We start from the raw sequence: 23,673 nt of genomic DNA, 5'->3' as shown, positions 1-23,673 counted from the left end.
TTCGCGGACACTTCTCGTGAGTCTCGTCGAATCGTGGACAGAATGTGAACTGGCTCATATAGTCAGCCGGTAGTACCGAGCGATCGCTCGGTCGCTTAGGAGGAAGTATGACGCCATTCGTGGAAGGTTCTGGCGATATCCGGGTGCTCGTATTGCACGGGTGGGCGCTTGATAGTGCTGTGTGGGCCGCGGCCCGATTGGAGACGAATCTCGACCGGTTCACTTACGCTTTTGTCGACTTCCCTGGCTATGGCCCGAACCGTTCCGACGCTGACTCGCCTGCAGACGGCATCGATGGCATGGCGGCGGCGGCTCTAGCTGCGGCCGACGACCTTGGCTGGGACAAGTTCGCGATCCTTGGCCACTCGATGGGCGGCGCGACCGCCCTCCGAATCGCAACTGTGGCTTCGGATCGTGTGAGCTCAGTGGTCGCGCTCACTCCCGTCTCGCCTTTCGGCACCCCGTTCGACAAGGCAACGTATGAGGGATTCGCCTCTGCGTACTCCGATCCAGGCCCGACGTTGGGCGGACTGGCTCCGCACCTCAGTGACGCTCAGCTTCAAAACCTGGTGGCGCGTTCGCAAACGGTTCTGGACCGGGAAATGTGGGAGGCCTACTTGGCGAACTGGAGCAACGCGAGTTTTGGCAGCGAACTCCCCGGATACCACGGCCGAGTCATATTGGCCTATGGGGAAAGCGATCCATTCGTCAGCAAGGAGTACCTGCAAGAAACCGCCGACTCGCTCCCCAACGCTTCGATGGTCGCCATTGAGCACGCCGGCCACTACCCCATGGTCGAGGCGCCGGTCCAGACCGTGCGGCTCTGGGAAGACGCATTCACCGACAAGGAATGAGATCCATCATGACCAAGGTTCCGTATCGGGGCATGCCCCCCACCGTGTGGGCACCCGAAGCTCCCCAACTCATCCGCGATGCACGCATGGTGATCGTGGGCTATCAAGCCGACCGCGAAGCGCTACAGGAAATGCTTCCCCCGGGCCTGGTTCCGCACGAAAACAACACAGTTCAGATGAATATGTACGACATCGAAGCCGACCAGAGCAGCGGGTTTGGGGGGTTCTCCCTGACGTACCTGACGGTTGAAATCGACGGGCACGACAGTCTCGCAGCCGACGGCGCCATGGCGATTCCGGGCCGATACTTCGCGTATTACTGGAACAGCTCCCAGCGAGTCATCTCGTACGCGCGAGAATCCTCCGGCATCCCGGCAATGCTTGGCACACGAACCGCGGAACTGGAGGGAAGCAAGCTCACCTCCACCCTGAGCATCGACAACAGCGCAGCCATCACGGTGTCGGCAAGCGTCACCGACACGCCCGTCGGCAACCTTGGCGGGCATCTGAATTACTACAGTCACCGCCAGATCCCAGAACCGTCTGGCGGGTACGCAGCGCTGAGTCAACTTATCGAGCTTCCTCTCCCGTTCACCGTCAAACTCTTCGACGCGTCGGTCGACGACATCACGTTTACGATGCCCGACGGGCATCCCGCGGCGAAGCTCGCTCCGACCACCCCGTTGAACGTCACCTCACTCCTATACGGCGACGTGACATTCACATATTCAATGGGCCGAGTCATCCATGACTACCTAGAGGACCCTGATCCCGGAAATCTCTAGTAGAGCCTCTCGCTCCTGCTGACAGCAGACCACTTTTTTGCCCGCGTGCGTCGGCCCCAGCCCGATTGAATCCCCTCCTCACTCGAACCCAGAAGGACCTCGATGACTACGAAAACTATCGATATCCCCCACCTTGGCGGATCCACCATCGGCTACAAGTTCGGACGCGAATACGATGCGTCGCTGCCAACCATGGTCATGGCCAACTCGTTCACCACGTCCGTGGAGCTGTACCGCCCTCAATTCGCCAACGCAGAGCTCAATGCAGCTATGAACATGCTGGCCATCGAGCCCTATGGTCACGGTGCAACCCGCGCCAACTACCGTCAGTTCACCTACTGGGACAGCGCAGTCGCGAACCTGCAGGTCCTCGAGGCACTCGGCATCGAAAAATCATTCGCGCTCGGAACCTCCCAAGGAGGATGGATCGCCACGCGGATGGCGATGCTTACTCCTGATGTCATCCAGGGAATCGTTATCTTTGGCACCTCCATGGACTTCGAGAGCCAAGCGAGCATGGACAGAGGTTGCTGGAACGGGTCAGAATTCTGCAGCCCATCCATTGATGCACTATCGACGCCTGTCAGTGACGACTGGGTGGTAGGAGACGATTTCGTAAATGCCGTCCTTGGCGCCGGCTTGGGCGAAGCAGTCTCCGAGGAAGAACGCAATTTTTGGCTGCAAACCTACCGATCCAACTACACCGGGGACGAGGGCCGCCGCCGACTCCGGACGAGCACGGTCAATCTCCGCGATCGGGATGGCCTCGAGGCACGCCTCGACGAAGTGAAGTGCCCAGTGCTGTGGGTACAAGGCACTGCCGATCAGGTTTACTCCGTCGCCAACGCCGAGCATGGAATCTCACAGTTCACGCAATCTCCTTCAGCCGAACTCCAGATCGTCGACGGGGGACAACACTTCCTGACTGCATCACACCCCGATACCGCGAACACCGCCGTGGGTGCGTTCGTCGAACGGTGGACGTGAAGCCTGCATGCGGTCCCGCCGTCGACCTTCCAAAAGCAAAGCGATCCTTCCAAATCCGGAGTCGTAGCGCAGGTTGACTGGAGGTGTCGCTTGCCAGGGTGATGGGACCACCTGATTGCCAGAGGGTAGGGACCACCGTGGCGCGTTATTGAGGATGCTCGTTGTCGGTGGTGGCGCCAACTGTTCCGGGTCGGGTGCGTTGTCGGTAGGACGGGCCTTCGATGATCAGGGTGTGTGCGGTGGAGGTCAGTCGGTCAATCGCTGATTGCGCGAGGAGGGTGTCGGCGGTCATGGTCAGCCATTCGGACGGCTCGCGGTTCGAGGCCACGATAGTGGTCTTCTTCCGATGACGTTCGACGATCAGTTCGTAGAAGTCGCTGGTCTCGGTTGCATCGAGTGGCCGCAGAGCGAAGTCGTCGATGATCAGTACCTCGATGGCGGTCAGTCGTCGGATTTCGGCGTCGACGGTATTGTCGAGGCGGGCTGCGCGCAGCCGGGTGAACAGTTTGTCCGATCGCGCGAACAGGACAGTGTGCCTTCGCCGGATTGCCATGTGCCCCAATGCTGTTGCCAGATGCGTCTTACCGACACCAACCGGTCCGAGGATGATCGCGGACTGGTTCGCGTCGAGGAACCGCAGTGAGGTCAGATCCCCGAGCAGGGTCCGGTCGTACCGGAGATCGTCGTGGGTGTTCCACGCCTGGAACATCATCGCCGGATCCAAGCCGGCTTTCGTCGATCGTAATGTCGCAGAGCGCGAATCGCGGCGGTTGACTTCGTCGGCGAGGAGTACTTCGAGGAATCCGATGTGGCTGAGCTTGTGTTGTCGGGCCAGGGCTGCTCGGTCGGGCAGGGTCTCGGCGAGCGCACCGAGTTTGAGTGCTTTGAGTAGTCGGACGAGGTCTGTGCCGACCGGTTCGGTGGTGACTGTTGCAGTGCGGGTGGTGGTCATGAGTTGCCTTCCGAGGATACGGCAGCACCGTCGACGATCGACAGTGATGATGTTGTGGTGGAACGGAATTCGGATGGATCACGTGAGAAGCGGGTCGATGCCTGGCCGACGGCTTTCGGTAGCGCAGGTGCTGCTTTCTCGGTGGCTCGCTCCAACATGGACGCGATCTTGGTGACCGAGACGACGTCGAGATCCAACGAGAGCGAGCAGGCCTGTTCGACCCGCTCGGCTCCGTAACGACGCACCAGCATCTGGAGTCGGTAGACGCTGCGGATCCGAGTCCAGGGCAGGGCGTCGTCGAGGATTCGTTCGGCGTAGATCCCGATGCAGCGACCGTGCCCGGCGCAGGTTTTGATCAAGGAAGTGACATCGCGCAGGGCGTAGTCGGTCTTGTGTTCGGGCAGGTCTGAGCGGTCGGTGCTCCGCCCACCCGCGGGCTGTCGGGGGTGGATTTTCACCAGGGTGCCGCGGTGGTAGAACTTGACCAGCTCGGTGTCCGCGCGCACCGACAAGCTCGATCCGATCCATTGCTGCGGCAACGAATACAGAGATCGACCGACTTCGGCGTGGAAGTCGCGGTGGACTTTCACATCATTGAAGACCGGGATGTCGTAGACGGCCGGCACCGTCAACAACGCTGACAGTTCCGAGTCCTCGAATACTTCGCGTGGCCGTGCGCAGGTGGTGCCGTGGATGCGCATACCCGCTGTGGCGCTGCACCAACGGACGACTGCCCCTTGGGTTTCGGTGATCCTGCTGAATCATTCACCGGCCCAGAAGTTTCCGCGCACGTACTGCACTGCCCGTTCGACCCTCGGTTTATCTTTCGGTGACCGCACCCGGGCGGGATCGGTGATGAAACCGACATGAGCGCTGTAGTCGAGCCATCCATCGCTCAACCGCGGGCTGATCGGGTTCGCGGCGGTGACCACAGGTTTGAGGTTGTCGGGGATCAACACCGCGAAGACGCCGCCGAAGAACTTCCACGCGGCTTCGCATCCGGCGATCACCGCCACCAACGTCTGTGAATAGCTCAGCCACACGAACATGTGTCGGCTGTAGACCGCGGTGAAGATCAGAGCGTGCACCTTGCGGGCCCGCCCGTCGTCGGGGTCGGTCAGCATCCCCAGATATCCGAAGTCGATCTGACATTCGATCCCGGGATCTCCGTCGACAACTCGGACGGTGAGGTCTTTGCGGCCGAAAGCGCAACGCTCAGTGACGAACCGGTGCAACGTCCGATACGGCACCACGCACCCTTTACGGGTAAGGAGGACTTCGATTTTCGCGATCGTGAGAGGTTTCTGTTCACCATCACCGGCCACCCACTTGGTGATCTGGTCTTGGTGGGGAACGAGCTGTTCCCATGCCGCGCCGTGACCGTGCGGCCGGTCCGGTCTCACCACCTCGACGACCGTTCCGATCAACGTGTCGTCGATCGCGGAGGCGTCGTCCGTTCTCTCAAGCCCCGCACCTCGAGCCGCCTCGACATATCGGCGGACCGTTTTACGGTCCACACCGGCGTGCTCGGCGATCGTCCGCAGCCCCGGAGCGGGCAACCCCGCCGTCCCGAGCCACAGCCGTAACACTTCTCTGATTTCGTTCACACTGATCTCCCGAAAAGCCGTGCCGTCCGACCTCCGTGACCTCGCTGAGCTGTCACAAACGATCGAACGAGCAAACGACGAGACCACCGACACGGCGCGCCGGTGGTCCCATAACTGGCAATCCAGGTGGTCCCATCACCCTGGCAAAATCAGCTCACAGTGGTCCCATGCTCATGGCAGACGACATACGAAGTTGGAAGATATAGGCGAATGCAGTGCGGGTGTAAACGATTCCACGACCGTTGTCGCGGATCTTCTGGGCATCTGCTGCGGCCGGTGACTTGGGGATGAGGTACTCGCTGATGTCCTGTTCGTCGATGCGGTATTCGCTGTCTCGATGATGAACCGCTGCAATGGGGGTGAGGTCCGGGTCAAGAGCGGCGATACTGGCATCTCCGTGACTGGAGTTGGCAAGCAGGAGTCCGCCGGGCCGCAGATACTTGCGGCAGTGGTCCCATACGGGGCCGGCGTAGAGGGAGATGAGGAGATCGAAACTGTCGTCCTCCAATGGCAGAGCGCTGGTGTAATCGGCCGAGAGGAACGCGACCTCGTTGATACCGGCGGGCGTTGTCTTGTTGTTCAGGTCTCTCCGTATGAGGTCGGGTTCGGCGAAGAACTTTGCTGCGCGCCGGTCGGTGTCGAGGTAGGTCACCGAGGAAATCGCTGTGGAAGGCGATAGGTCGAGGTAGGACCCCGGGTAAAGCGCCCGTTCGATGGGCCATCTTTCACGGATTGTGGAGAACAAGTCGGACCTGTCGCCGATGGACTGTTGGTATGTCGTCCATGTCGGGATCGGACGTCGAGATCGCGTAGGCATCAGGCTCCAAAGCGAGGGGTCTATAGGTGATCCAGCTTCCGAGTTTATCGTTCTGGAGTCACTGGCTCGACCTTTCGTGAGTTCATTCCGCTTTCACGACTAGGCACATAGTCGGTAACGCAGCATCATCTCGTGATCCTCATGATCGAGCATGTGACAGTGCCACATGTAACCCTGCAGCTCGGTCGAGCTCGCCTGCCCACCGCCAGCCTCGTGACCTGCATGGCCGCCATCGAGCACAGGCGCAGGACCGGCAAAAGTTGCATCGGGATCGAATCCGAGCTCGTCGGCCGTGGGGAATCGCACCAGAATTCGCGTGACGGTCCCCGGATAGGTGTTGACGGTGTCCTTCGCGCCCGACTCCCATGCGGCCGGCGGAGACAGCGGCCCGGTCACATATCGCTCGACGTCGGGTGCCCACTTGACGCCGACGTCCGGACGCGGGCTGTCTCGCATGTACGCCGTCAGATCCACCGGCGCTCGGCCGAGCGTGCGAAAGTGCACCAGATGCAGGTGAATCGGGTGGGGTTCGAGGGTGGTGTTGACGATGTTCCACTGTTCGACGACGCCCTGCGTCGGCATCTCGATATCCGGGTCGCTGTAGCGAAGATTGTTGAGCGTCATCATCGGCGGTGCCAACGACAACCCTGCCGAAGGCTGATTGACGGTCACCGTCCGCTGAACCTGGGCCGTAGGAACCATCGGGAGCAATGGTGGCTGACCCTTGCCTCCGCGATACATCGTCATGACGTCACCGACATATCCTCGGCCCGATGCCACCCTGAACTGGCAGAACAACGGCATCGGCACCGCTCCCAACGATGCAGCCTGGGCGGGTGGCGGCTCGTCGTTGCGGAGCTCGACCAGTTCGCCGGGTGCCAGCGAGCCGAAATCGACCAACACATCGACCCGTTCGGCCGGCGCCAGTCGAATACTGTCGGTCTGCACCGGCGCATCGAGAAGCCCGCCGTCGTTCCCGATCACCCAGAACCGCATCCTGTTGCCGAAGAACAGATTCCACACACTGTAGGAGCCGGCATTGACGATGCGGAAGCGGTACAGCCCCCGTGCCACTTCCATCGTCGGCCAGATCTTCCCGTTGACGACGCCGACGTCTCCGGTCGCGCCACCTTCCCATTTTTCCTGGGGGACAGTGATATTGGATCTGATGCTCATACTGCCGTCAGGATTCATGATCTTTTCCTGCAGCACCAACGGCACTTCGAACTCACCGGACGGCAAACCCAGAGAGTTGTCGGCGAGGCCCGAATCGAATTGATCCCGAACCAGATTCACTCCAACCAGACCCGCATAGACATTGATGCGCGTCATCGACATCGCGTGATCGTGGTACCACAACCCGGCAGCTTCGTTGAGCCCCGGAAACCTATGAGTGAGAGATTCACCCGGACGGACGAGCATCTCGGAGTTGCCGTCACTGTCGGGTGGAGTGATACTCCCATGCAGATGCAGCGACGTCGGAGTCATGTGCCGGTCCTGCTCGCTCATCCCGTGCAGCGAAGTATCCACATCGGCCGCAAGCGGATTGCCTTCGGTGCGATTGGTGTAGTACAACGTCCACGGCTGACCCTGCACGGACTCGATGGTCGGGCCCAGATAATCCAGTTCGCCGTATCCGAAGGTCGGACCGGCCGGGAGATCAGCATGGAAAGAATGCATCGCACTCCGCGCATCGAGCGACACCTGCGAACCCCCGACAACCGGCAGCCTCGGCAACTCGTCACGAAACGGTGCAAGCGTGGGCGAATGGAACAGCAATGGGCTATGGCCGCCGAAGATATCGTCGGCAAAAGCCCGCCGAGCTACCGAACTCGACGGCAGCGCTGCACCCCCGGCAACGGCAGCAACCAGAGCGAGACTCCGAAGGACCGACCTGCGCGAAATACCGTCCACATCCACACCCTTCGCCCGTGCCGTGTCATGCCGCGGGCTACCCTCCCGCCCACCAGTGTGACCGCGCCCATACTATGTTCCTTCGTCGGCACCCGTCGATACCCCACACTCGGATCGTCCGGCACGTTCCTGCCGGTGGAGGGATTTCACAGAACATGGCATCGATTACGTTCGATCGCGCGAGCAGGCTTTTCCCGGGCTCGGATGCGCCTGCGGTGGACGCACTGGACCTCGAGATAGAGGACGGCGAGTTCCTCGTCCTCGTCGGCCCATCCGGTTGCGGCAAGTCCACCTCGCTCCGCATGCTTGCTGGTCTCGAAGAAGTGAACAGCGGACGGATCCTCATCGGAGGCAAGGACGTCACCAACGCCGAGCCGAAGGATCGTGACATCGCGATGGTGTTCCAGAACTACGCGCTCTATCCGCACATGAGCGTCGCCGAGAACATGGGCTTCGCGCTCAAGCTTGCGAAGGCGAGCAAGGAAGAGATCAACACGCGAGTGCTCGAGGCTGCGAGGCTGCTCGACCTGGAGGACTACCTCGACCGGAAGCCGAAGGCACTCTCCGGTGGTCAACGGCAGCGAGTTGCCATGGGGCGCGCCATCGTGCGTCAACCACAGGTATTTCTCATGGACGAACCCCTGTCCAACCTCGACGCGAAGTTGCGGGTACAGACACGTACCCAGATCGCACAACTGCAACGGCGGTTGGCCACCACCACGGTCTATGTGACGCACGATCAGGTGGAAGCGATGACGATGGGAGACCGCGTCGCAGTCTTGAAGGGTGGAGTGCTGCAGCAGTGCGCTTCACCGCGCGAGCTGTACCGGACCCCGGTCAACGTGTTCGTCGCGGGTTTCATGGGTTCGCCGTCGATGAATCTGTTCACGCTGCCGATTACCTACGGCGGGGTGCAGATCGGTGATCAAGTCATTCCGGTTCAGCGCGAGGCCCTTGCGGCGTCATCCGGGGCGGAGGTCGTGTTCGGGATCAGGCCCGAACACGTGCAGATCGCAGACTCGGGAGTGAAGCTCGAGATCGACATCGTCGAGGAACTCGGCTCGGAAGCGTTCGTGTTCGGTCGCGCTGATATCAATGGCCGGACGCAGACGATTGTCGCGCGCGCCGACTGGCGTGATCCACCACAGAAGGGCCAGGTCGTGCACGTCCGGTTCGACGAGGCTCATGCGCATCTGTTCGACGCATCTGGCGACGGCCACCGCCTGGGCTGAGCCCATTGCGATCCGCTTCCCGGTTGTGCTCGATCGCACAACCGGGAGGCAGATCGGGTAGATCTAGACCAGCAGCTCCGCAATCTGAATGGTGTTGAGCGCAGCACCCTTACGAAGATTATCGCTCGACACGAACAGCGCGAGTCCACGGCCTTCGGGAGCGCCCGGGTCCTGCCGGATACGCCCGACGAGGGAATCGTCCTTGCCTGCAGCCTGCAACGGCGTCGGCACATCCACCAACGTCACACCCGGTGCCGCTGAGAGAAGCTCACGAGCACGTTCCACCGAGAGCGGGTTCGCGAACTCTGCGTTGATCGACAGTGAGTGCCCAGTGAACACAGGGACGCGCACGCAGGTGCCACTGACCAGCAGGTCCGGGAGTCCGAGGATCTTCCGCGATTCGTTACGCAGCTTCTGGTCCTCGTCGGTCTCGCCTGATCCGTCGTCCACCAGCGCTCCGGCCAGCGGAAGAACATTGAACGCGATCGGCGCTACGTAGTTGTTCGGAGCCGGGAAGTCCACCGAAGATCCGTCGTGCACCAGCTTCTCGACGTCACCGATGACGGCGCGTGCCTGCGTGGCGAGTTCTTCGACGCCTGCAAGCCCACTGCCCGACACTGCCTGGTAGCTGCTGACGATGAGGCGTCGAAGGCCCGCTTCGTCGTGCAGAACCTTCAGGACGGGCATCGCGGCCATGGTGGTGCAGTTCGGGTTGGCGATGATGCCCTTCGGAGGGTTCTTCGCTTCCTCTGGGTTGACTTCGCTGACGACGAGCGGCACCTCGGGGTCCTTACGGAATGCCGAAGAGTTGTCGATGACGACTGCACCTGCTGCGGCGAACCGTGGTGCCTGCGCACGTGAGAGCGTGGCGCCGGCAGAGAACAGTGCGATGTCGATACCTGCGAGATCGGCCGTCGACGCGTCCTCCACGACGATCTCCTCCCCACGGAACGGCAGCTTCTTGCCCGCGGATCGCGCCGAGGCGAAGAACCGCACCGTGTCTGCGGGAAAGTTGCGTTCCTCCAACAAGGTTCGAATGACAGCACCGACCTGACCGGTCGCGCCCACTACTGCGACTGTTGTCATCTTTTCTACCGTCCTGTTCCGCCGTGCACGACAGCTTCTTCGTCGCTGCCAAGCTCGAAGGCAGCGTGTAGTACGCGTACAGCCTCGTCGAGTTGGGTGTCACTGACCAATACCGAGATACGGATCTCCGAGGTGCTGATCAAATCGATATTGATGCCGGCGTCGGCGAGCGCTTCACAGAACGTCGCAGTAACACCGGGGTGGGTCTTCATGCCTGCGCCGACGAGCGAGACCTTGCCGATGAGATCGTCGTAGAGCACCTGAGCGAAGCCGATCTCACCCTGCAGCTTGGTCAACATCTCCACTGCCCGCGGGCCGTCGGACTTCGGGCAGGTGAAGGTGATGTCGGTCTTGCCGGTGTCGATCTTGGATACGTTCTGCAACACCATGTCGATGTTGATCTCGGCATCGGCGACGGCGCGAAAGACCTTGGCTGCGTAGCCAGGTGCATCGGACAGACCGACGACGGTGACCTTCGCTTCACTGCGATCGTGTGCGACGCCGGTGAGAATGGCTTCTTCCACTGGAATGTCCTCCATAGATCCGGAGACGATTGTTCCGGGTTTCGTGGTGTACGACGACCGAACATGTACGGGAACGTTGTATCGACGGGCATATTCGACGCATCGCAGCATGAGCACCTTGGCGCCGCATGCCGCCATTTCGAGCATCTCTTCGAACGAGACTGCGCTCAGGTGGCGGGCGTTGGGAACGATGCGCGGATCGGCGGTGAAGATGCCGTCGACGTCGGTGTAGATCTCGCAGACGTCGGCATTCAGCGCTGCGGCGAGTGCGACGGCAGTGGTGTCGGAACCACCTCGGCCGAGTGTCGTGACGTCCTTGCTGTCCTGGCTGACGCCTTGGAATCCGGCGACGAGCACGATCGCACCTTCGTCGAGTGCGTCGCGGACACGACCTGGTGTCACGTCGATGATCTTGGCGTTGCCGTGCACGCTGGTAGTCACGACGCCCGCCTGCGATCCGGTGAAGGAACGAGCCTCGGCGCCGAGGGAGTGGATAGCCATCGCGACCAGTGCGTTGGAAATTCGCTCACCCGAGGTGAGCAGCATGTCCATTTCACGGGCGGGTGGGGCCGGGCACACCTGCTTGGCGAGGTCGAGCAGTTCGTCGGTTGTGTCGCCCATGGCGGAGACCACGACGACGACGTCGTTGCCGGCTTTCTTGGTCTCGACGATTCGTTCAGCGACGCGTCGGATACGTTCGGCGGATCCCACCGACGATCCACCGTACTTCTGGACGATGAGAGCCACGCGTGTGTACCTCCGGTGCATTTCAGTGTGTGTTTGTGGTGCATCTGGCCCCGCCACCTTACCGAGGTATGCCGTCGCCAGCAGCCTTGGGTGTTCCGGGGAGGGCCCGTCGGAGCCCTCCACCTGCGGCGACGTGGTGCGGGTGGGCTGGTCACCGGACAAGTCGTGACATTCGCGACAAATGGGGCACACACACCATTTCGACCAAGAAGACCGCACGGCGGCAAATTCCGCTTTTATCATTCGACGTATTCAGTACCGCTACCCACAAAAAGACACGCCACACCCACAAAAGGCCTAGAACATACCGGTTAGTACCGAATATCGCTTTTCATCGCACAAGAACACGTCGAGTGCAATATTATCGACGCGTCCAGCAAACCTCCGTGTGGCCTTTTCGTCGGGAGACGGTCGTATATGAATACGCTGCATTGCGCCGCACCGAGAGTGCGAAGCCGAAAACCACAGAGATCCGGCGCCACGATTCGGAGACAGCGCCTGCTGACCATGCTCGAACCGACGGGTGACCGCAGCCCCATCGCAGTGATCACGGCGCCCGCCGGTTCAGGCAAAACGACCCTGCTCGTCGATTGGGTCCATACGATCGACGCCGAAGACGACACCCTCCTAGCGTGGATCACCATCGACGAATCCGACAACGACGTGGCCGTGCTCAGAGCGTGCGTAGTCTCGGCACTCGCCCAGTGCGGATCGCCCCACCTCGCTTCTGCTGTCGGATCCCTTCCGTCCGTAACCGATCCGTCCTACTCGGAGTTCAGTGCACTGCGGGTCGAGGCCATCGAAAGCGTCGACGCACAGATCTGCCTGATATTCGACGACGCCCACCTCTTGCACAACCGTGAAGTCCTGGCACTTCTGGGAACATTTCTGCATTGGCCGCCGTGCAATCTCCGAATCATCCTCGCTGGACGATTCGAACCCCCACTCGCACTGCAGAAACCGCGACTCGACGGACTCGTCCACGATATCTCCGCAGCAGACTTGGCATTCACCACCGATGAAGCGTCGGAGATGTTCGAGCGATCCGGAATCGCCCTTGCCCGAGATGATCTGACAAAGCTCATGAAGCGAACCGAGGGGTGGGCAGCGGGCCTGAGGCTGGCTGCGATGACGCTGAGCGGTGGCGCAAATTCACCCGAACTCATCGACGGTTTCACCGGAACACAGCACACGGTCGCCGACTACCTCGTGAACGAGATCTTGGCCGGATTACCCGATGATGCTCGTACATTCCTGATCGAAACCTCCGTACCCGAATGGTTCACAACCGATCTCGCCGAGAAGTTGACCGGCGTCGGGAGTGCGCAGGCCACTATCGATCACCTGCTGGCGAAGAACTTTCTCATCGATCAGATCCCCGGATCCGAACCCACCTACCGATATCACCCGCTGATGCGTGCTTATCTTCGTGCCGAAATTTGTCGTCTCGGCGCCGGGCAGATCAGAAGCCTCGAGCGCGTCGCATCCTCGTGGTTCAACGACTATCGACAGCCACTGCAGGCTTTGCAGCACAGCGTGCACGCTGGTGATTCGAGATCGATTCTCGACATCCTCGGCACATCCGGTCTCGGACTCGTGCTTCGCGGCAATGCTTCGGAAATTCTGATCGCCATCGACGACAGCCCGTCTTCGGTACGTAAGCACGAGATCGTTCAGTTGATCAGCGCAGCAGCACTACTGGCCGCCGGGAGTGTCGCACCGGCAATCTCGACGCTGACGGCGCTACGGCGCAGGCCAGTCGACGAGCTTGCGCGCTTCGATCTCGAAATCCTGCGTCGAACTCTAGAGGTTCACGCGGCAGTGCAAGTCGGCAAGGACATCGAGGACACTTTGGGGCGCTTGCGAGAGGTGGAGCTCGGCGAATCCGGTTCGCCCGAACTCGATTCCTACGCGCTGCTGATCGCCGGACTCGCCGAGTTGCATCTCGGTCGAAACACCGAGGCGCAGCGTTGCCTCGAGGACGCAGTTGCGAACGGTCGAGCTGGAAATCTCCCGACGGTTGCCACGACCTGCCTGGTGACCTCGGCCGGGATCTGCTTTCTCACCGGAAGATTGACCGAGGCCATTGCCCGTGGCCAGCGCGCCGTCACTTACGCACGCCTGCACGCACTGACCAATACTCCGCTCTTCTCGGTCGCCGAATCGCTCGAACTTCTCGTTGCCCATATCCGGATGACTCCGACGCCCGTGGCACCGGAGGATGTGTGGTCGAGCATCGGTCGATCCGCTGATTCCGCCGTCGCGCAGTACGGCAAGCGCGCGGCTCTCGTGATGAACGGAACTGTCGAGGAGGTGTGCGCCGCTGGCCGTGAGTGGATCGAGTCGGTTCACCCGGTCATTCCTGCCTACGAGGCACTGCTGGCGCCGATGGTCCAGCGTCGATATCTGACGGCGGGCGAGACCCTCTGGGCCACCGAGCTGGTAACCGTCACGAGGCGACGGCTCGGCAAGGTCGGCGAGGTTGCCCTGTTGTCCGCCGAGATCCACCGCGTGCACGGACGCTTCGAGGCCGCAGACACCGAACTGTCGGCAATTCTCGGCGGTCAGCTTCGATGCGCCAGCTTCACGACCACCATCCGCGCCACGATCGCTGCCGCAAACGTCGCACTGGCACGACGCAATCCAGCACGCGCATTCGAGCTCGTGTGCCGCGCTCTTGCCGAGGCCGAACCCGAGGCGATACTGCTGCCGTTCGCCGAGGGTGGCGCCACCGTGCGGGATATTCTCACCCACAATCGCGGACGGTTCGGTCTTCTCGAACCATTTGCAGATCGTGCCCGCGAAGTCGTGCCGAGGCATCCTGCTGCGGCCGAGTCGAAGATGTCGGGGGCACTGACCCGCCGCGAACTGGAATTGCTCCGCGAGCTGCCGTCCTGGCGTACTGCCGAGCAAATCGCGTCCGACCACTTCGTGTCCGTCAACACCGTCAAGACGCATTTACGCGGCATCTACCGCAAGCTCGAGGTCAGATCGCGCCGCGACGCGATTGCCGCAGCGCACGAGCTCGGTCTGCTGTGATTCGCCGCTCGAAGACATGGCGCGGGTTCACCATCTGCGGGTGATGCCGCGACGGCCGGGGGCGCGGAACCTGGTAATAACGCCAGCAGCGGACCTCGAAGGAGCAGCACCATGGCTCAGCCCGCCGATACCAACACCCGCAGAGTTCGGTACGAATTCCTCGTCGAGGGTGAGCTGTCCGAACGTGCGCAGGCTGCCTTCCCGGATCTCGCCACCACCGAAGTCCCGATGCCGTTCACACGGCTGTTCGGCCCGGTGGACGACGAGACCGCCTTGCGCGGGATGCTTGCGCGTTTCGACGCGTTGGGACTGACCGTCGTCGAGTTGCGAAGACTTCCCGATTGAACTTTCCTTGCTGACCCCGGCACGAGGATTGCGCTCGCGGTAGTACACTCCTATTCATGCAGCGTGCGCTCCTCCTCGATCGCCGCGACGGGGTCTGAATCAGACTGGCTTCCCGTCGCGGGGTTTTTCGCGCCGGTCGATAACCATTTCAGCCAGTAACTTCGGAGATTGAGCCAATGTCACCAGCCGACGCATTCACCTCGAGAACGATTACCCCTCCTTCGCGGCCCGCTCCCAGCGACCAGCCGGCGTGGAACACCCAGAAGAATTCCTCGATGCCGACGTACCGGTATCTGCCGTTCGCCGAGGAGGTCGAGCCGATTACCCTCCCCGACCGCACGTGGCCGGACAAGGTGACGGACCGGACCCCGCAGTGGTGCGCGGTCGACCTGCGGGATGGCAATCAAGCGCTCATCGACCCGATGAGTCCGGCACGCAAGCGACGTATGTTCGACCTGCTGGTCCGTATGGGCTACAAGCAGATCGAGGTCGGATTCCCCTCGGCGAGCCAGACCGATTTCGACTTCGTTCGCGAGATCATCGAAGACGGTGCCATTCCCGACGATGTGACGATTCAAGTTCTGACGCAGTGCCGACCGGAGCTCATCGAGCGCACATTTCTCGCGTGCGAAGGTGCACAGAACGTCATCGTGCATTTCTACAATTCGACGTCGATTCTGCAACGTCGTGTGGTGTTTCGTGCGGAGCGCGACACGATCAAGAAGATCGCCACCGACGGTGCACGTAAATGCCTCGAGGAATCCAAGAAGTACCCGGACACCGACTGGCGATTCGAGTACTCCCCGGAGTCCTACACCGGTACCGAGCTCGCCTACGCCAAAGAGGTCTGTGACGCCGTAGTCGACGTCATCGATCCTTCACCAGCCAAGCCCATCATTCTGAATCTGCCTGCCACGGTGGAGATGGCCACGCCGAACGTGTACGCGGACTCGATCGAGTGGATGAGCCGAAATCTCGATCGCCGTGACAGCGTGATTCTGTCACTGCACCCGCACAACGATCGCGGGACCGGCGTGGCCGCTGCCGAGCTCGGCTACCAGGCAGGCGCGGACCGTATCGAAGGATGTCTCTTCGGCAACGGTGAGCGAACCGGCAACGTATGCCTGGTGACGCTGGGTCTGAACCTGTTCACCCGCGGCGTCGATCCGCAGATCGACTTCTCGAACATCGACGAGGTGCGTCGAACAGTCGAGTACTGCAACCAACTCCCCGTCCACGAGCGTCACCCGTACGGTGGAGACCTGGTGTACACGGCATTTTCAGGAAGCCACCAGGACGCCATCAACAAGGGCCTGGACGCGATGAAAGTGTCCGCTGACGAACAGGACTCGGATGTCGGCGAGATCACCTGGCAGGTCCCCTACCTGCCGATCGATCCGAAAGACGTAGGCCGCACCTACGAAGCCGTCATTCGCGTGAACTCGCAGTCCGGCAAGGGCGGCGTCGCCTACATCATGAAGTCCGATCACGGTCTCGCGCTGCCACGGCGGCTGCAGATCGAGTTCTCGCAGGCTGTTCAACGCATTACCGACGGCGAGGGCGGCGAGGTGTCCCCGAAGGAAATGTGGGATGTCTTCGCCGAGGAATACCTGAGTCCGGTGCGTCCGCTCGAGCGCATCAAGCAGCGCGTCATCGCGGCCGAGACGGACGGCGGGACCGACAACATCGTCGCGACGATTCTGCTCGACGGCGTCGAGCAGGACATCACCGGCTCCGGCAACGGGCCCCTTGCCGCATTCGTCGACGCGCTGTCGACGATCGATTACGACATCAGCGTCCTGGACTACTCCGAGCACGCGATGTCGGCTGGTGACGATGCCCAGGCGGCTGCCTACGTCGAGGCCTCGGTCACCGGTCCCTCCGGTACTGCTGTGACAGTGTGGGGTGCTGGTATCGCGACGTCGATTACAACTGCATCGTTGCGAGCGCTCGTTTCCGCGGTCAATCGCGCTCTGAAGTAACTCGCTAGAAGATCACTCGGGCCCTTCTCCGCCAACGCGGAGAGGGGCCCGTGTGGTTCCACCACCCCCGGGGATCAGGCGAGGAGCTTTGCTTTCGCTGCCGCGAACTCGTTCTCGTCGAGCACCCCTGCATCGCGCAGCGCGGCCAACTTCTGGATCTGGCCGACGAGGTCGTCCTCGGCTGGAGGTGCAGATGCGGGTGCAGCTATGGGTGGCGGTGGTGGCGGTGGTGCCTGTTGTTGCTCCTCGCGCGATTGTCTGCGGCGATTCATCGCGTTGGACGTCGCGTTCGCCGTCCCCGCGACGACAGCGGTGCGGGCTACCGTTCCGAGTAGTCCCGGTCTGCCGACGCGTCCTCGTCCGAATACCATGTATTTCTCCTATACCAGCGCTGCAGCGAGCGCGATCTCGACTGTTTCCCGTGGAATTTGAACGTGCAGTGCGACTTCGCCACCTGCCGCGCGCGATGCGTTAGCGAAGGTTCGGGCCCAGGTCTGCTCGTAGACGAGAACTGCGGCGGAAGTCCCCGGTTCGAGGGACTCACGCACGACGTCGAGATCCTCATCGCTGATCAATGCCTTGGCTTCGAGCGAGAGGATCTCGAGACCCACGTCTTCGAGCTTCTCGTCGACATCGACCTGACGGTAAGTTCCGTCCGGTCTTCGTCCGATGAACACCAGATCGAGAAGCGACACCGAGCCTTGGGCGATCGCGCTTTGTAGCGCCTCGACCACCTTGGGATTTGCCCGATCACCGGGAAATGTCATGACCAACAGGCCAACCGGCCCTATATCGAACACCGTCTCACTCATCGAAACGATATTTCCTTGCATTCATCGACGACGGCATCATCCGACACGGGTGAATTCACCTGTTTCGGATGATGATCTTGCTCGAAGGCAAGTGCGACACTGAGTCGCAAGACCCGCACCAATTTCTGTCGTCAGGAATTGCTCTTACTCGAAATGGAGTATCGAATCGTGGATTCGTTCTGGGATTTCCTCTGGCTGATCATCGTCAGCTTCGCATTCATCGCCTATCTCATGGTGCTGTTCTCGATCATCGGAGACTTGTTCAGGGATCACAAGAGCTCTGGATGGGTGAAGGCCATTTGGGTCTTCTTCCTGATCGTGGCACCGTTCATCACGGCGCTGATCTACCTGATCGCCAAGGGTGGCGATATGACCAAGCGTCAGGTGTCGGCCATGCAGCACGCGAGGGACGAACAAGAGCAGTACATCAAGCAGGTCGCTGGGCGCACCTCCGCCGAGGAGATTGCACACGCCAAGGCACTTCTCGACAGTGGAACCATCACCGATGAGGAATTCTCGCAGCTGAAGGCCAAGGCACTACAGTAGGCAGATTTCTTCGCATCTGAGCGGAAATGTATGGCACGTCATGCATTTCCGCTCACCTGCGAAGCCTCCGCACGAAAAGCCTCGATGACCGCGGCGACGGCCGGAAGCCTGTGTGCTCCCGGCCTCGTTGCGAGTTCGTAGATCCGCCCGGCCTTCACACCCTTCAACGGCAGTCGAACAAGCAGCGGATGCACCACCGCAAAACGTGGCATCAGCGCGACGCCGTGACCACGAGCTACGAGCTCCTCTGTCACCCGAAAATCATTGATGCGCTGCACGACTCGCGGTTGCACTCCGGTAGCCGCCGCGACCGACAGCAATACGTCGTCAACCGGGAAGCCACCGCGCACGCTTATCCAGCGCTCTTCCGCCAGCTGGCGCAGATCTACCGAATCCTGCCCTGCCAGTGCATGATCCGGCGGCAAAACCAGATCGATCGGTTCACGCATCAGCGGCACGACTTCGATGCGCATTGCCGCAGTCGCCGGGGCAACGTCATCACGATGAGTCAAGACGACGTCATAGTCCGCAAGAAGCGTCGGCACGGAAGATGCGGGGAGGTCCTCGTCGCTGGCGTCGACGCGGGTCCCGCTCTCGCTCAATCTGTCCAGCACACCAGGAAGCAGTAGCGCCGCGCCCGAAGGAAACAGCGCGACACGCACGCGTCCACGCGGGGAGTTGCCGTACGAGGCCATCTCTGCGGCGGCCCTGTCCAACGCTGACACGACCTCGTCAGCGCGCAGCACGAGCGCATGCCCGGCGTCGGTCAATCGCAGCCTTCGGCCGTCGGGTTCCAACAACGTCACGCCGGCTTCTTTGGCAAGCAACTTGAGCTGCTGGGACACCGCCGACGGCGTCAAGGACAGCGCCGAAGCCGCTGCCGCGACCGTCCCGCGGTCGGCCAGCTCCCGCAGGATCCGCAAGCGCTCGACATTCATGAAGCAAAGCTTAATCATTCATGTGGATTTATTAGATTGTGCTGATGTTTGCTAACGGTAACGATAGTGACCGTGAACAACCGCGATCGACTCCTCGGGCTCACCGTCGCGGTGCTCTGGGGACTCAACTTTCTTGCCATTCGGGTCGGCCTCGATCACTTCCCGCCGTTCTTCTTCGCCGGTCTTCGGTTTCTCGTGATCGCGATCCCGGTACTGCTGTTCGTTCGTCCGCCGAAGGTGCCGATCGCCTGGCTTCTGCTCTACGGGTTCGGCTTCGGATTTCTACAGTTCGCTTTTCTCTTCGCAGCGATGAATGCCGGGATGCCCACCGGGCTCGCATCACTCGTGCTGCAATCTTCGGCACCATTTACCATCGTCCTAGGTGCGCTGCTACTTCGTGAGCACGTCGGTCGCCGCCGAATAGTCGGTATCACCGTCGCCGTCGTGGGGATGGCCCTCATCGGTTGGGACCGAGCACAGGCCGCGTCGTTGCTGCCCGTCGTACTGACGTTGCTCGCCGGCCTCGGTTGGGCATTCGGCAACCTCGGCAACAGGCTTGCCAGGTCGACCGAACCGATGCGGCTGATGCTGTGGATGTGCGTGATCCCGCCGCTTCCGATGCTTGCACTCTCGGCTGCGGTAGAGGGACCATCCACGGGGTGGCGTGCCCTCGGTGACTCGTTCAGCTCGTCGGGTTGGCCGGCGCTCGCCGGTCTCACCTACATCGTGCTGCTGGGGACCATCGCCGGATCGGGCCTTTGGACGGTACTGATCAGCCGCCACCCCGCGGGTGTCATCGCACCGTTCTCCCTGCTCGTCCCCGTCGTCGGTATCGCCGGAGCGTGGATATTCCTCGACGAGGCCCCGAGCGCCTTGTCACTGGTCGGAGCAGCCGTCGTCATCGGTGGCTGCCTCGGCGGAATGACCGGAACTCGGGGAACGACCGGGGCTCGGGGAACGACCGGGGCTGTGAGCCCCGGGCGTGATCGACCTCGACTCAGGGAATCTGAACCATGTCTTCCTGACCCCAGATTGCGCGCATCGAAGTGATCTTGCCCTCGTCGTCGAACTCCATCACATCGATCGGCGAGATCTCGAGCATCTTGTCGCCGAACTTGGTTGTCAGCTTGAAGTGGAACGCAGCGGTGCTCGCCGCGATTCGAACCGTCAGTACCTCTCCGGTCTGCTCCATCGGTTCGACCACGGCATAGAACTCCCTGATCGATGCTTCGGTGGTCTTGACCTCGGTGCCGACCGGATCTTCCACCGTGGCGCCCTCGGCGTACAAAGCCAAGATGTCGTCGACAGTGCCGTGCGCGACGGCCTGAACGTATGCGTCGACCGTCTTGCGGATGACATCGGCAGTTGGAGCCATGAAAAGTAGTCCCTTCGTAGTTTTGGAACATGTTCTAGAAACCAAGATAGCGGTCCGGGGTGACTTCCGAGGAGAGTTCGTCGGCCAGTCTGTGCCAGACTCGGCGCATGGTTCGAGCGGGTGAGCGCAGAGCGGCGATAGGTGCACGCGGAAGGCTGGCACTACGAGCAGCCGACGCTGCAACGTGGGCGTCACGCAAGGCAGGCCGGGGCAAGGGATCGATGATCGGCGGCCTCGTCGCTCTCAAGATCGACCCGGACATACTGACCGGTCTCGGCTCCGGCCGTCGCACGGTCGTAGTGACGGGTACCAATGGAAAATCGACGACGACGCGAATGACGGCGGCAGCACTCGCTCCCCTCGGAGAAGTAGCCACCCAGGCCGACGGTGCCAACATGGATGCCGGAATCGTTGCGGCCCTGTTCGCCCACCTCGATGCTCCGATCGCTGCGCTGGAAGTGGACGAACTACACGTCCCCCACGTGTGCGACGCGGTATCCCCCGATGCTGTCGTACTACTGAACCTCAGCCGCGATCAGCTCGATCGCGTCGGCGAGATCAACATGATCGAGCGCAAGCTGCGCGCCGGTCTGGCACGGCACCCCGAGACCGTCGTCATCGCCAACTGTGACGACGTCCTCGTCACGTCAGCCGCGTTCGATGCCCCCAACGTCGTATGGGTGGCGGCAGGAGGCGGCTGGGCGGGAGACTCCGTCAGCTGCCCGAGGACCGGAGAACCGATCGTCTGGGACGGCGACCACTGGTACAGCACCGGCGGCGACGTCGGAAACGGCGTAGCCTTCGAGCGCCCGACACCCGACTGGTGGCTCGACGACGAAAATCTGTACGGGCCGAACAGTCTCAAGATTCCGATGACCCTGGCTCTGCCCGGTAGAGCCAACCGCGGTAACGCGGCTCAAGCCGTCGCCGCTGCCGTGACTCTCGGTGCGAGCGCGGTCGACGCCGTTGCCGCTGCGTCGGGAGTGGACGAGGTCGCCGGCCGCTACTCGACAGTCCAGTACGGACCTCATTCCGTGCGTCTGCTTCTCGCCAAGAATCCCGCGGGATGGCAGGAAGCCATGTCGATGATCGACCCCACCGTGGAGGGTCTGGTCATCGCCGTCAACGGTCAGGTTCCCGACGGGGAAGACCTCTCCTGGCTGTGGGACGTACGCTTCGAACATTTCGAGAACGTCGCCGTCGTCGCTTCCGGAGAACGCGCTACCGATCTGGGTGTGCGCCTGCTCTACGCCGGTTCCCCGCACACGACCGTGACAGATCCACTGAAGGCCATAGCATCCTGTCCGCCCGGACGCGTGGAAGTGCTGGCCAATTACACCGCGTTCCGCGACCTCGGCCGCGCGCTCGCACGCGAGGTGCACGATGTCTGAGTCCACCGTTCGGATCGGCCTCGTCCTGCCCGACGTCATGGGAACCTACGGCGACAACGGCAATGCGCTTATTCTCCGCCAGCGTCTTCGCATGCGCGGTATCGATGCCGAAGTAGTTCACATCACCCTGCAGGACCCTGTCCCCTCCTCGCTCGACGTCTACACCTTGGGCGGGGCCGAGGACTCGGCGCAACGATTGGCGACGCGTCACCTCGCCCGATATCCCGGACTGCAGAATGCGGCCGCGCGCGGCGTTCCCGTCCTCGCGATCTGCGCGGCTATTCAGGTCCTCGGGCACTGGTACGAAACGTCTTCCGGCGAGCGAGTCGACGGCGTGTCACTGTTCGACGTCACCACCAAGCCACAGGCGACGCGGTCGATCGGTGAGGTCGTCACCGAACCTTTGCTCTCCGGGCTCACTTCACATTTGACCGGCTTCGAAAACCACCGTGGTGGAACGACACTCGGCGCAGACGCGTCTGCGCTCGGGAAAGTTACGCACGGTGTCGGCAACGGCGTCGGCGATGGACGCGAAGGCGTCGTACAAGGTTCGGTGATCGGGACGTACATGCACGGACCGGTACTCGCGCGTAATCCCGAGTTGGCGGACCATCTCCTCGAACGTGCGCTCGGATCGCCGCTGGCGCCGCTCGATCTCCACGAGGTCACCCAACTGCGGAAGGAGCGGCTCAGCCGCTAGGGTGTCTCGCTCGTCCTTGCCGAGGCCTTCGGGAGCGAACGCGCTGATCAGGTCAGAGCACCCGACGTCCCGTCAACGCCCGACCCAGGGTGAGCTCGTCCGCGAACTCGAGATCCCCACCCATCGGTAGCCCCGAGGCCAAACGGGTGATCGACAGACCTGGGAAGTCACGCATCGTCCTGGCAAGATACGTCGATGTCGCTTCGCCCTCGGTGTTCGGATCCGTGGCGATGATCACCTCGGATACGTCGACGCCGTCGTCCTGGTTTCCTATTCGCACCAACAACTCTCGAATGCGAAGCTGGTCGGGGCCGATGCCGTTCAAGGGATCGAGGGCGCCCCCCAGCACATGGTAACGGCCTTTGAACTCCCGCGTTCTTTCCACTGCCTGCACATCTTTGGGCTCTTCGACAACGCAGATGATGCTGCGATCCCGTCTCGGGTCGGCACAGATTCGACACAGTTCCTTGTCGGAGACGGTGCCACACACCGTGCAGAACTGGACGCCGTCGCGGACGCGTTGGAGTGCTTTCAAGAGCCGGTCGATGTCGGGTGGTTCCACGCTCAGCAGATGAAACGCAATGCGCTGAGCACTTTTGGGTCCGACACCTGGAAGTTTTCCGAGTTCGTCGATCAGATCCTGAACAGGACCTTCGTACACGTGTCGGCCCTAGAAGCCGGGAAGGCCGAGCGAACCGCCGCCGAGGCCACCAGTGAGCGGACCGAGCTTGTCTGCCGCTACGGTCTGGGCGGATTTCGACGCGTCGGCGATCGCACCGATGATCAGATCCTGCAGTGTTTCGACGTCGTCCGGGTCGACGACCTTCGGGTCGATCGTCAGGCCGACGAGTTCGCCGGTGCCCTTCACCGTTGCCGTGACCAATCCTCCGCCCGCCTGCCCGTTCACCTCGATCTCCGCGATCTGGGCTTGTGCGGCCATCAGTTGCTGCTGCATTTGCTGCGCCTGCTGCATGATCGACGCGATGTCGGGCTGCTCACCGGGTTGCACTGTGGAGGTCCTCTCGGTTCGGTTACACATC

Annotated in this window: 22 protein-coding genes and 1 pseudogene; 11 read left to right on the top strand and 12 right to left on the bottom strand. The window is 61.7% G+C overall.

What is annotated here, in order from left to right:
• Positions 1-107: 107 nt before the first annotated feature.
• The 3 genes from O1W68_RS07460 (at position 108) to O1W68_RS07450 (ending at position 2,626) form a co-directional block, all read left to right on the top strand.
• Positions 108-854 carry an alpha/beta fold hydrolase gene (locus O1W68_RS07460; RefSeq protein ID WP_269302309.1) on the top strand — a complete coding sequence of 249 codons (747 nt, stop codon included), beginning with the start codon at positions 108-110 and terminating at the stop codon, positions 852-854.
• A gap of 8 nt (positions 855-862) precedes the next feature.
• Positions 863-1,639, top strand: coding sequence for an acetoacetate decarboxylase family protein (locus O1W68_RS07455; protein WP_269302307.1), 777 nt, complete (start codon positions 863-865; stop codon positions 1,637-1,639).
• 102 nt (positions 1,640-1,741) lie between these two features.
• On the top strand, positions 1,742-2,626 hold the full coding sequence (locus tag O1W68_RS07450; RefSeq protein ID WP_269302305.1) for an alpha/beta fold hydrolase: 885 nt from the start codon (positions 1,742-1,744) through the stop codon (positions 2,624-2,626).
• Positions 2,627-2,771: 145 nt separating this feature from the next.
• Here the strand turns inward: O1W68_RS07450 and istB are convergent, their stop codons facing one another.
• From istB to O1W68_RS07430, 4 genes and pseudogenes are all read right to left on the bottom strand, one after another.
• The gene (gene istB, locus O1W68_RS07445; RefSeq protein WP_269302303.1) at positions 2,772-3,578 is read right to left on the bottom strand and encodes an IS21-like element helper ATPase IstB; all 807 of its coding nucleotides are present in this window, start codon (positions 3,576-3,578) and stop codon (positions 2,772-2,774) included.
• Positions 3,575-5,185: pseudogene (gene istA, locus O1W68_RS07440) on the bottom strand (IS21 family transposase). The gene istB and the pseudogene istA overlap by 4 nt, the downstream one beginning before the upstream one ends.
• A 154-nt stretch (positions 5,186-5,339) precedes the next feature.
• Positions 5,340-6,002 carry a hypothetical protein gene (locus O1W68_RS07435; RefSeq protein WP_269302301.1) on the bottom strand — a complete coding sequence of 221 codons (663 nt, stop codon included), beginning with the start codon at positions 6,000-6,002 and terminating at the stop codon, positions 5,340-5,342.
• Positions 6,003-6,101: 99 nt separating this feature from the next.
• A complete protein-coding gene (locus O1W68_RS07430) occupies positions 6,102-7,916 on the bottom strand; it encodes a multicopper oxidase family protein (RefSeq protein ID WP_269302298.1) in 1,815 nt (604 codons plus the stop codon).
• Positions 7,917-8,071: 155 nt separating this feature from the next.
• On the opposite strand from O1W68_RS07430, the gene O1W68_RS07425 reads away from it, so the two are divergent.
• The gene (locus O1W68_RS07425) at positions 8,072-9,148 is read left to right on the top strand and encodes an ABC transporter ATP-binding protein (RefSeq protein ID WP_269302297.1); all 1,077 of its coding nucleotides are present in this window, start codon (positions 8,072-8,074) and stop codon (positions 9,146-9,148) included.
• Positions 9,149-9,211: 63 nt separating this feature from the next.
• Here O1W68_RS07425 and O1W68_RS07420 read toward each other — a convergent pair whose 3' ends face one another.
• The gene (locus tag O1W68_RS07420) at positions 9,212-10,234 is read right to left on the bottom strand and encodes an aspartate-semialdehyde dehydrogenase (RefSeq protein WP_269302295.1); all 1,023 of its coding nucleotides are present in this window, start codon (positions 10,232-10,234) and stop codon (positions 9,212-9,214) included.
• Between the two features lie 5 nt (positions 10,235-10,239).
• Positions 10,240-11,505, bottom strand: coding sequence for an aspartate kinase (locus O1W68_RS07415; RefSeq protein ID WP_269302294.1), 1,266 nt, complete (start codon positions 11,503-11,505; stop codon positions 10,240-10,242).
• A 507-nt stretch (positions 11,506-12,012) separates the two neighbouring features.
• Here O1W68_RS07415 and O1W68_RS07410 point away from each other — a divergent pair.
• From O1W68_RS07410 to leuA, 3 genes are all read left to right on the top strand, one after another.
• The gene (locus tag O1W68_RS07410) at positions 12,013-14,544 is read left to right on the top strand and encodes a LuxR C-terminal-related transcriptional regulator (RefSeq protein ID WP_269302293.1); all 2,532 of its coding nucleotides are present in this window, start codon (positions 12,013-12,015) and stop codon (positions 14,542-14,544) included.
• Positions 14,545-14,655: 111 nt separating this feature from the next.
• Positions 14,656-14,889 (top strand): hypothetical protein, encoded by a 234-nt coding sequence (locus O1W68_RS07405; protein ID WP_269302292.1) that lies wholly within the window; start codon positions 14,656-14,658, stop codon positions 14,887-14,889.
• Positions 14,890-15,065: 176 nt separating this feature from the next.
• Positions 15,066-16,871, top strand: a complete 1,806-nt coding sequence (leuA, locus tag O1W68_RS07400; RefSeq protein ID WP_269302290.1) for a 2-isopropylmalate synthase — start codon at positions 15,066-15,068, stop codon at positions 16,869-16,871.
• Positions 16,872-16,945: 74 nt separating this feature from the next.
• Here the strand turns inward: leuA and O1W68_RS07395 are convergent, their stop codons facing one another.
• Both O1W68_RS07395 and O1W68_RS07390 read right to left on the bottom strand, forming a co-directional pair.
• Entirely contained in the window at positions 16,946-17,242 is a 297-nt protein-coding gene (locus O1W68_RS07395; RefSeq protein ID WP_269302288.1) for an SHOCT domain-containing protein, read from the bottom strand.
• Between the two features lie 9 nt (positions 17,243-17,251).
• Positions 17,252-17,683, bottom strand: coding sequence for a DUF6325 family protein (locus tag O1W68_RS07390; RefSeq protein ID WP_269302287.1), 432 nt, complete (start codon positions 17,681-17,683; stop codon positions 17,252-17,254).
• Positions 17,684-17,836: 153 nt separating this feature from the next.
• On the opposite strand from O1W68_RS07390, the gene O1W68_RS07385 reads away from it, so the two are divergent.
• The gene (locus O1W68_RS07385) at positions 17,837-18,229 is read left to right on the top strand and encodes an SHOCT domain-containing protein (protein ID WP_442972295.1); all 393 of its coding nucleotides are present in this window, start codon (positions 17,837-17,839) and stop codon (positions 18,227-18,229) included.
• A 38-nt stretch (positions 18,230-18,267) separates the two neighbouring features.
• Here the strand turns inward: O1W68_RS07385 and O1W68_RS07380 are convergent, their stop codons facing one another.
• A complete protein-coding gene (locus tag O1W68_RS07380) occupies positions 18,268-19,167 on the bottom strand; it encodes a LysR family transcriptional regulator (RefSeq protein ID WP_269302284.1) in 900 nt (299 codons plus the stop codon).
• A gap of 72 nt (positions 19,168-19,239) precedes the next feature.
• On the opposite strand from O1W68_RS07380, the gene O1W68_RS07375 reads away from it, so the two are divergent.
• Complete coding sequence (locus O1W68_RS07375) at positions 19,240-20,217, top strand: EamA family transporter (protein ID WP_269302868.1); 978 nt, start codon at positions 19,240-19,242, stop codon at positions 20,215-20,217.
• On the opposite strand, the gene O1W68_RS07370 is transcribed toward O1W68_RS07375, so the two are convergent.
• A complete protein-coding gene (locus tag O1W68_RS07370) occupies positions 20,165-20,542 on the bottom strand; it encodes a nuclear transport factor 2 family protein (protein WP_269302282.1) in 378 nt (125 codons plus the stop codon). The genes O1W68_RS07375 and O1W68_RS07370 overlap by 53 nt on opposite strands.
• 107 nt (positions 20,543-20,649) lie before the next feature.
• Here O1W68_RS07370 and O1W68_RS07365 point away from each other — a divergent pair, with 107 nt between their 5' ends.
• Both O1W68_RS07365 and O1W68_RS07360 read left to right on the top strand, forming a co-directional pair.
• Positions 20,650-21,933, top strand: a complete 1,284-nt coding sequence (locus O1W68_RS07365; protein ID WP_269302280.1) for a Mur ligase family protein — start codon at positions 20,650-20,652, stop codon at positions 21,931-21,933.
• Positions 21,926-22,633 (top strand): type 1 glutamine amidotransferase, encoded by a 708-nt coding sequence (locus O1W68_RS07360; RefSeq protein WP_269302278.1) that lies wholly within the window; start codon positions 21,926-21,928, stop codon positions 22,631-22,633. Before O1W68_RS07365 ends, O1W68_RS07360 begins: the two co-directional genes overlap by 8 nt.
• Positions 22,634-22,685: 52 nt before the next feature.
• Here the strand turns inward: O1W68_RS07360 and recR are convergent, their stop codons facing one another.
• A complete protein-coding gene (gene recR / locus O1W68_RS07355; protein WP_084345673.1) occupies positions 22,686-23,294 on the bottom strand; it encodes a recombination mediator RecR in 609 nt (202 codons plus the stop codon).
• 9 nt (positions 23,295-23,303) lie between these two features.
• Positions 23,304-23,642 (bottom strand): YbaB/EbfC family nucleoid-associated protein, encoded by a 339-nt coding sequence (locus tag O1W68_RS07350; protein ID WP_088942966.1) that lies wholly within the window; start codon positions 23,640-23,642, stop codon positions 23,304-23,306.
• Positions 23,643-23,673 lie beyond the last annotated feature (31 nt).

Origin of the sequence: Rhodococcus sp. H36-A4 (assembly GCF_027158005.1) — a bacterium.
Classification (GTDB): Bacteria; Actinomycetota; Actinomycetes; order Mycobacteriales; family Mycobacteriaceae; genus Rhodococcoides.
The sequence above is the reverse complement of the archived record's forward strand: the minus strand, read 5'-3'. Positions and strand labels throughout refer to the sequence as shown.

Excerpts from the sequence above, each read along its gene's own strand:
- O1W68_RS07460 (WP_269302309.1), top strand. The coding sequence starts at position 108 with ATGACGCCATTCGTGGAAGGTTCTGGCGATATCCGGGTGCTCGTATTG.
- O1W68_RS07455 (WP_269302307.1), top strand. The coding sequence starts at position 863 with ATGACCAAGGTTCCGTATCGGGGCATGCCCCCCACCGTGTGGGCACCC.
- O1W68_RS07450 (WP_269302305.1), top strand. The coding sequence starts at position 1,742 with ATGACTACGAAAACTATCGATATCCCCCACCTTGGCGGATCCACCATC.
- istB (WP_269302303.1), bottom strand. The coding sequence starts at position 3,578 with ATGACCACCACCCGCACTGCAACAGTCACCACCGAACCGGTCGGCACA.
- O1W68_RS07435 (WP_269302301.1), bottom strand. The coding sequence starts at position 6,002 with ATGCCTACGCGATCTCGACGTCCGATCCCGACATGGACGACATACCAA.
- O1W68_RS07425 (WP_269302297.1), top strand. The coding sequence starts at position 8,072 with ATGGCATCGATTACGTTCGATCGCGCGAGCAGGCTTTTCCCGGGCTCG.
- O1W68_RS07420 (WP_269302295.1), bottom strand. The coding sequence starts at position 10,234 with ATGACAACAGTCGCAGTAGTGGGCGCGACCGGTCAGGTCGGTGCTGTC.
- O1W68_RS07410 (WP_269302293.1), top strand. The coding sequence starts at position 12,013 with ATGCTCGAACCGACGGGTGACCGCAGCCCCATCGCAGTGATCACGGCG.
- O1W68_RS07405 (WP_269302292.1), top strand. The coding sequence starts at position 14,656 with ATGGCTCAGCCCGCCGATACCAACACCCGCAGAGTTCGGTACGAATTC.
- leuA (WP_269302290.1), top strand. The coding sequence starts at position 15,066 with ATGTCACCAGCCGACGCATTCACCTCGAGAACGATTACCCCTCCTTCG.
- O1W68_RS07395 (WP_269302288.1), bottom strand. The coding sequence starts at position 17,242 with ATGGTATTCGGACGAGGACGCGTCGGCAGACCGGGACTACTCGGAACG.
- O1W68_RS07390 (WP_269302287.1), bottom strand. The coding sequence starts at position 17,683 with ATGAGTGAGACGGTGTTCGATATAGGGCCGGTTGGCCTGTTGGTCATG.
- O1W68_RS07385 (WP_442972295.1), top strand. The coding sequence starts at position 17,837 with ATGGAGTATCGAATCGTGGATTCGTTCTGGGATTTCCTCTGGCTGATC.
- O1W68_RS07380 (WP_269302284.1), bottom strand. The coding sequence starts at position 19,167 with ATGAATGTCGAGCGCTTGCGGATCCTGCGGGAGCTGGCCGACCGCGGG.
- O1W68_RS07370 (WP_269302282.1), bottom strand. The coding sequence starts at position 20,542 with ATGGCTCCAACTGCCGATGTCATCCGCAAGACGGTCGACGCATACGTT.
- O1W68_RS07365 (WP_269302280.1), top strand. The coding sequence starts at position 20,650 with ATGGTTCGAGCGGGTGAGCGCAGAGCGGCGATAGGTGCACGCGGAAGG.
- O1W68_RS07360 (WP_269302278.1), top strand. The coding sequence starts at position 21,926 with ATGTCTGAGTCCACCGTTCGGATCGGCCTCGTCCTGCCCGACGTCATG.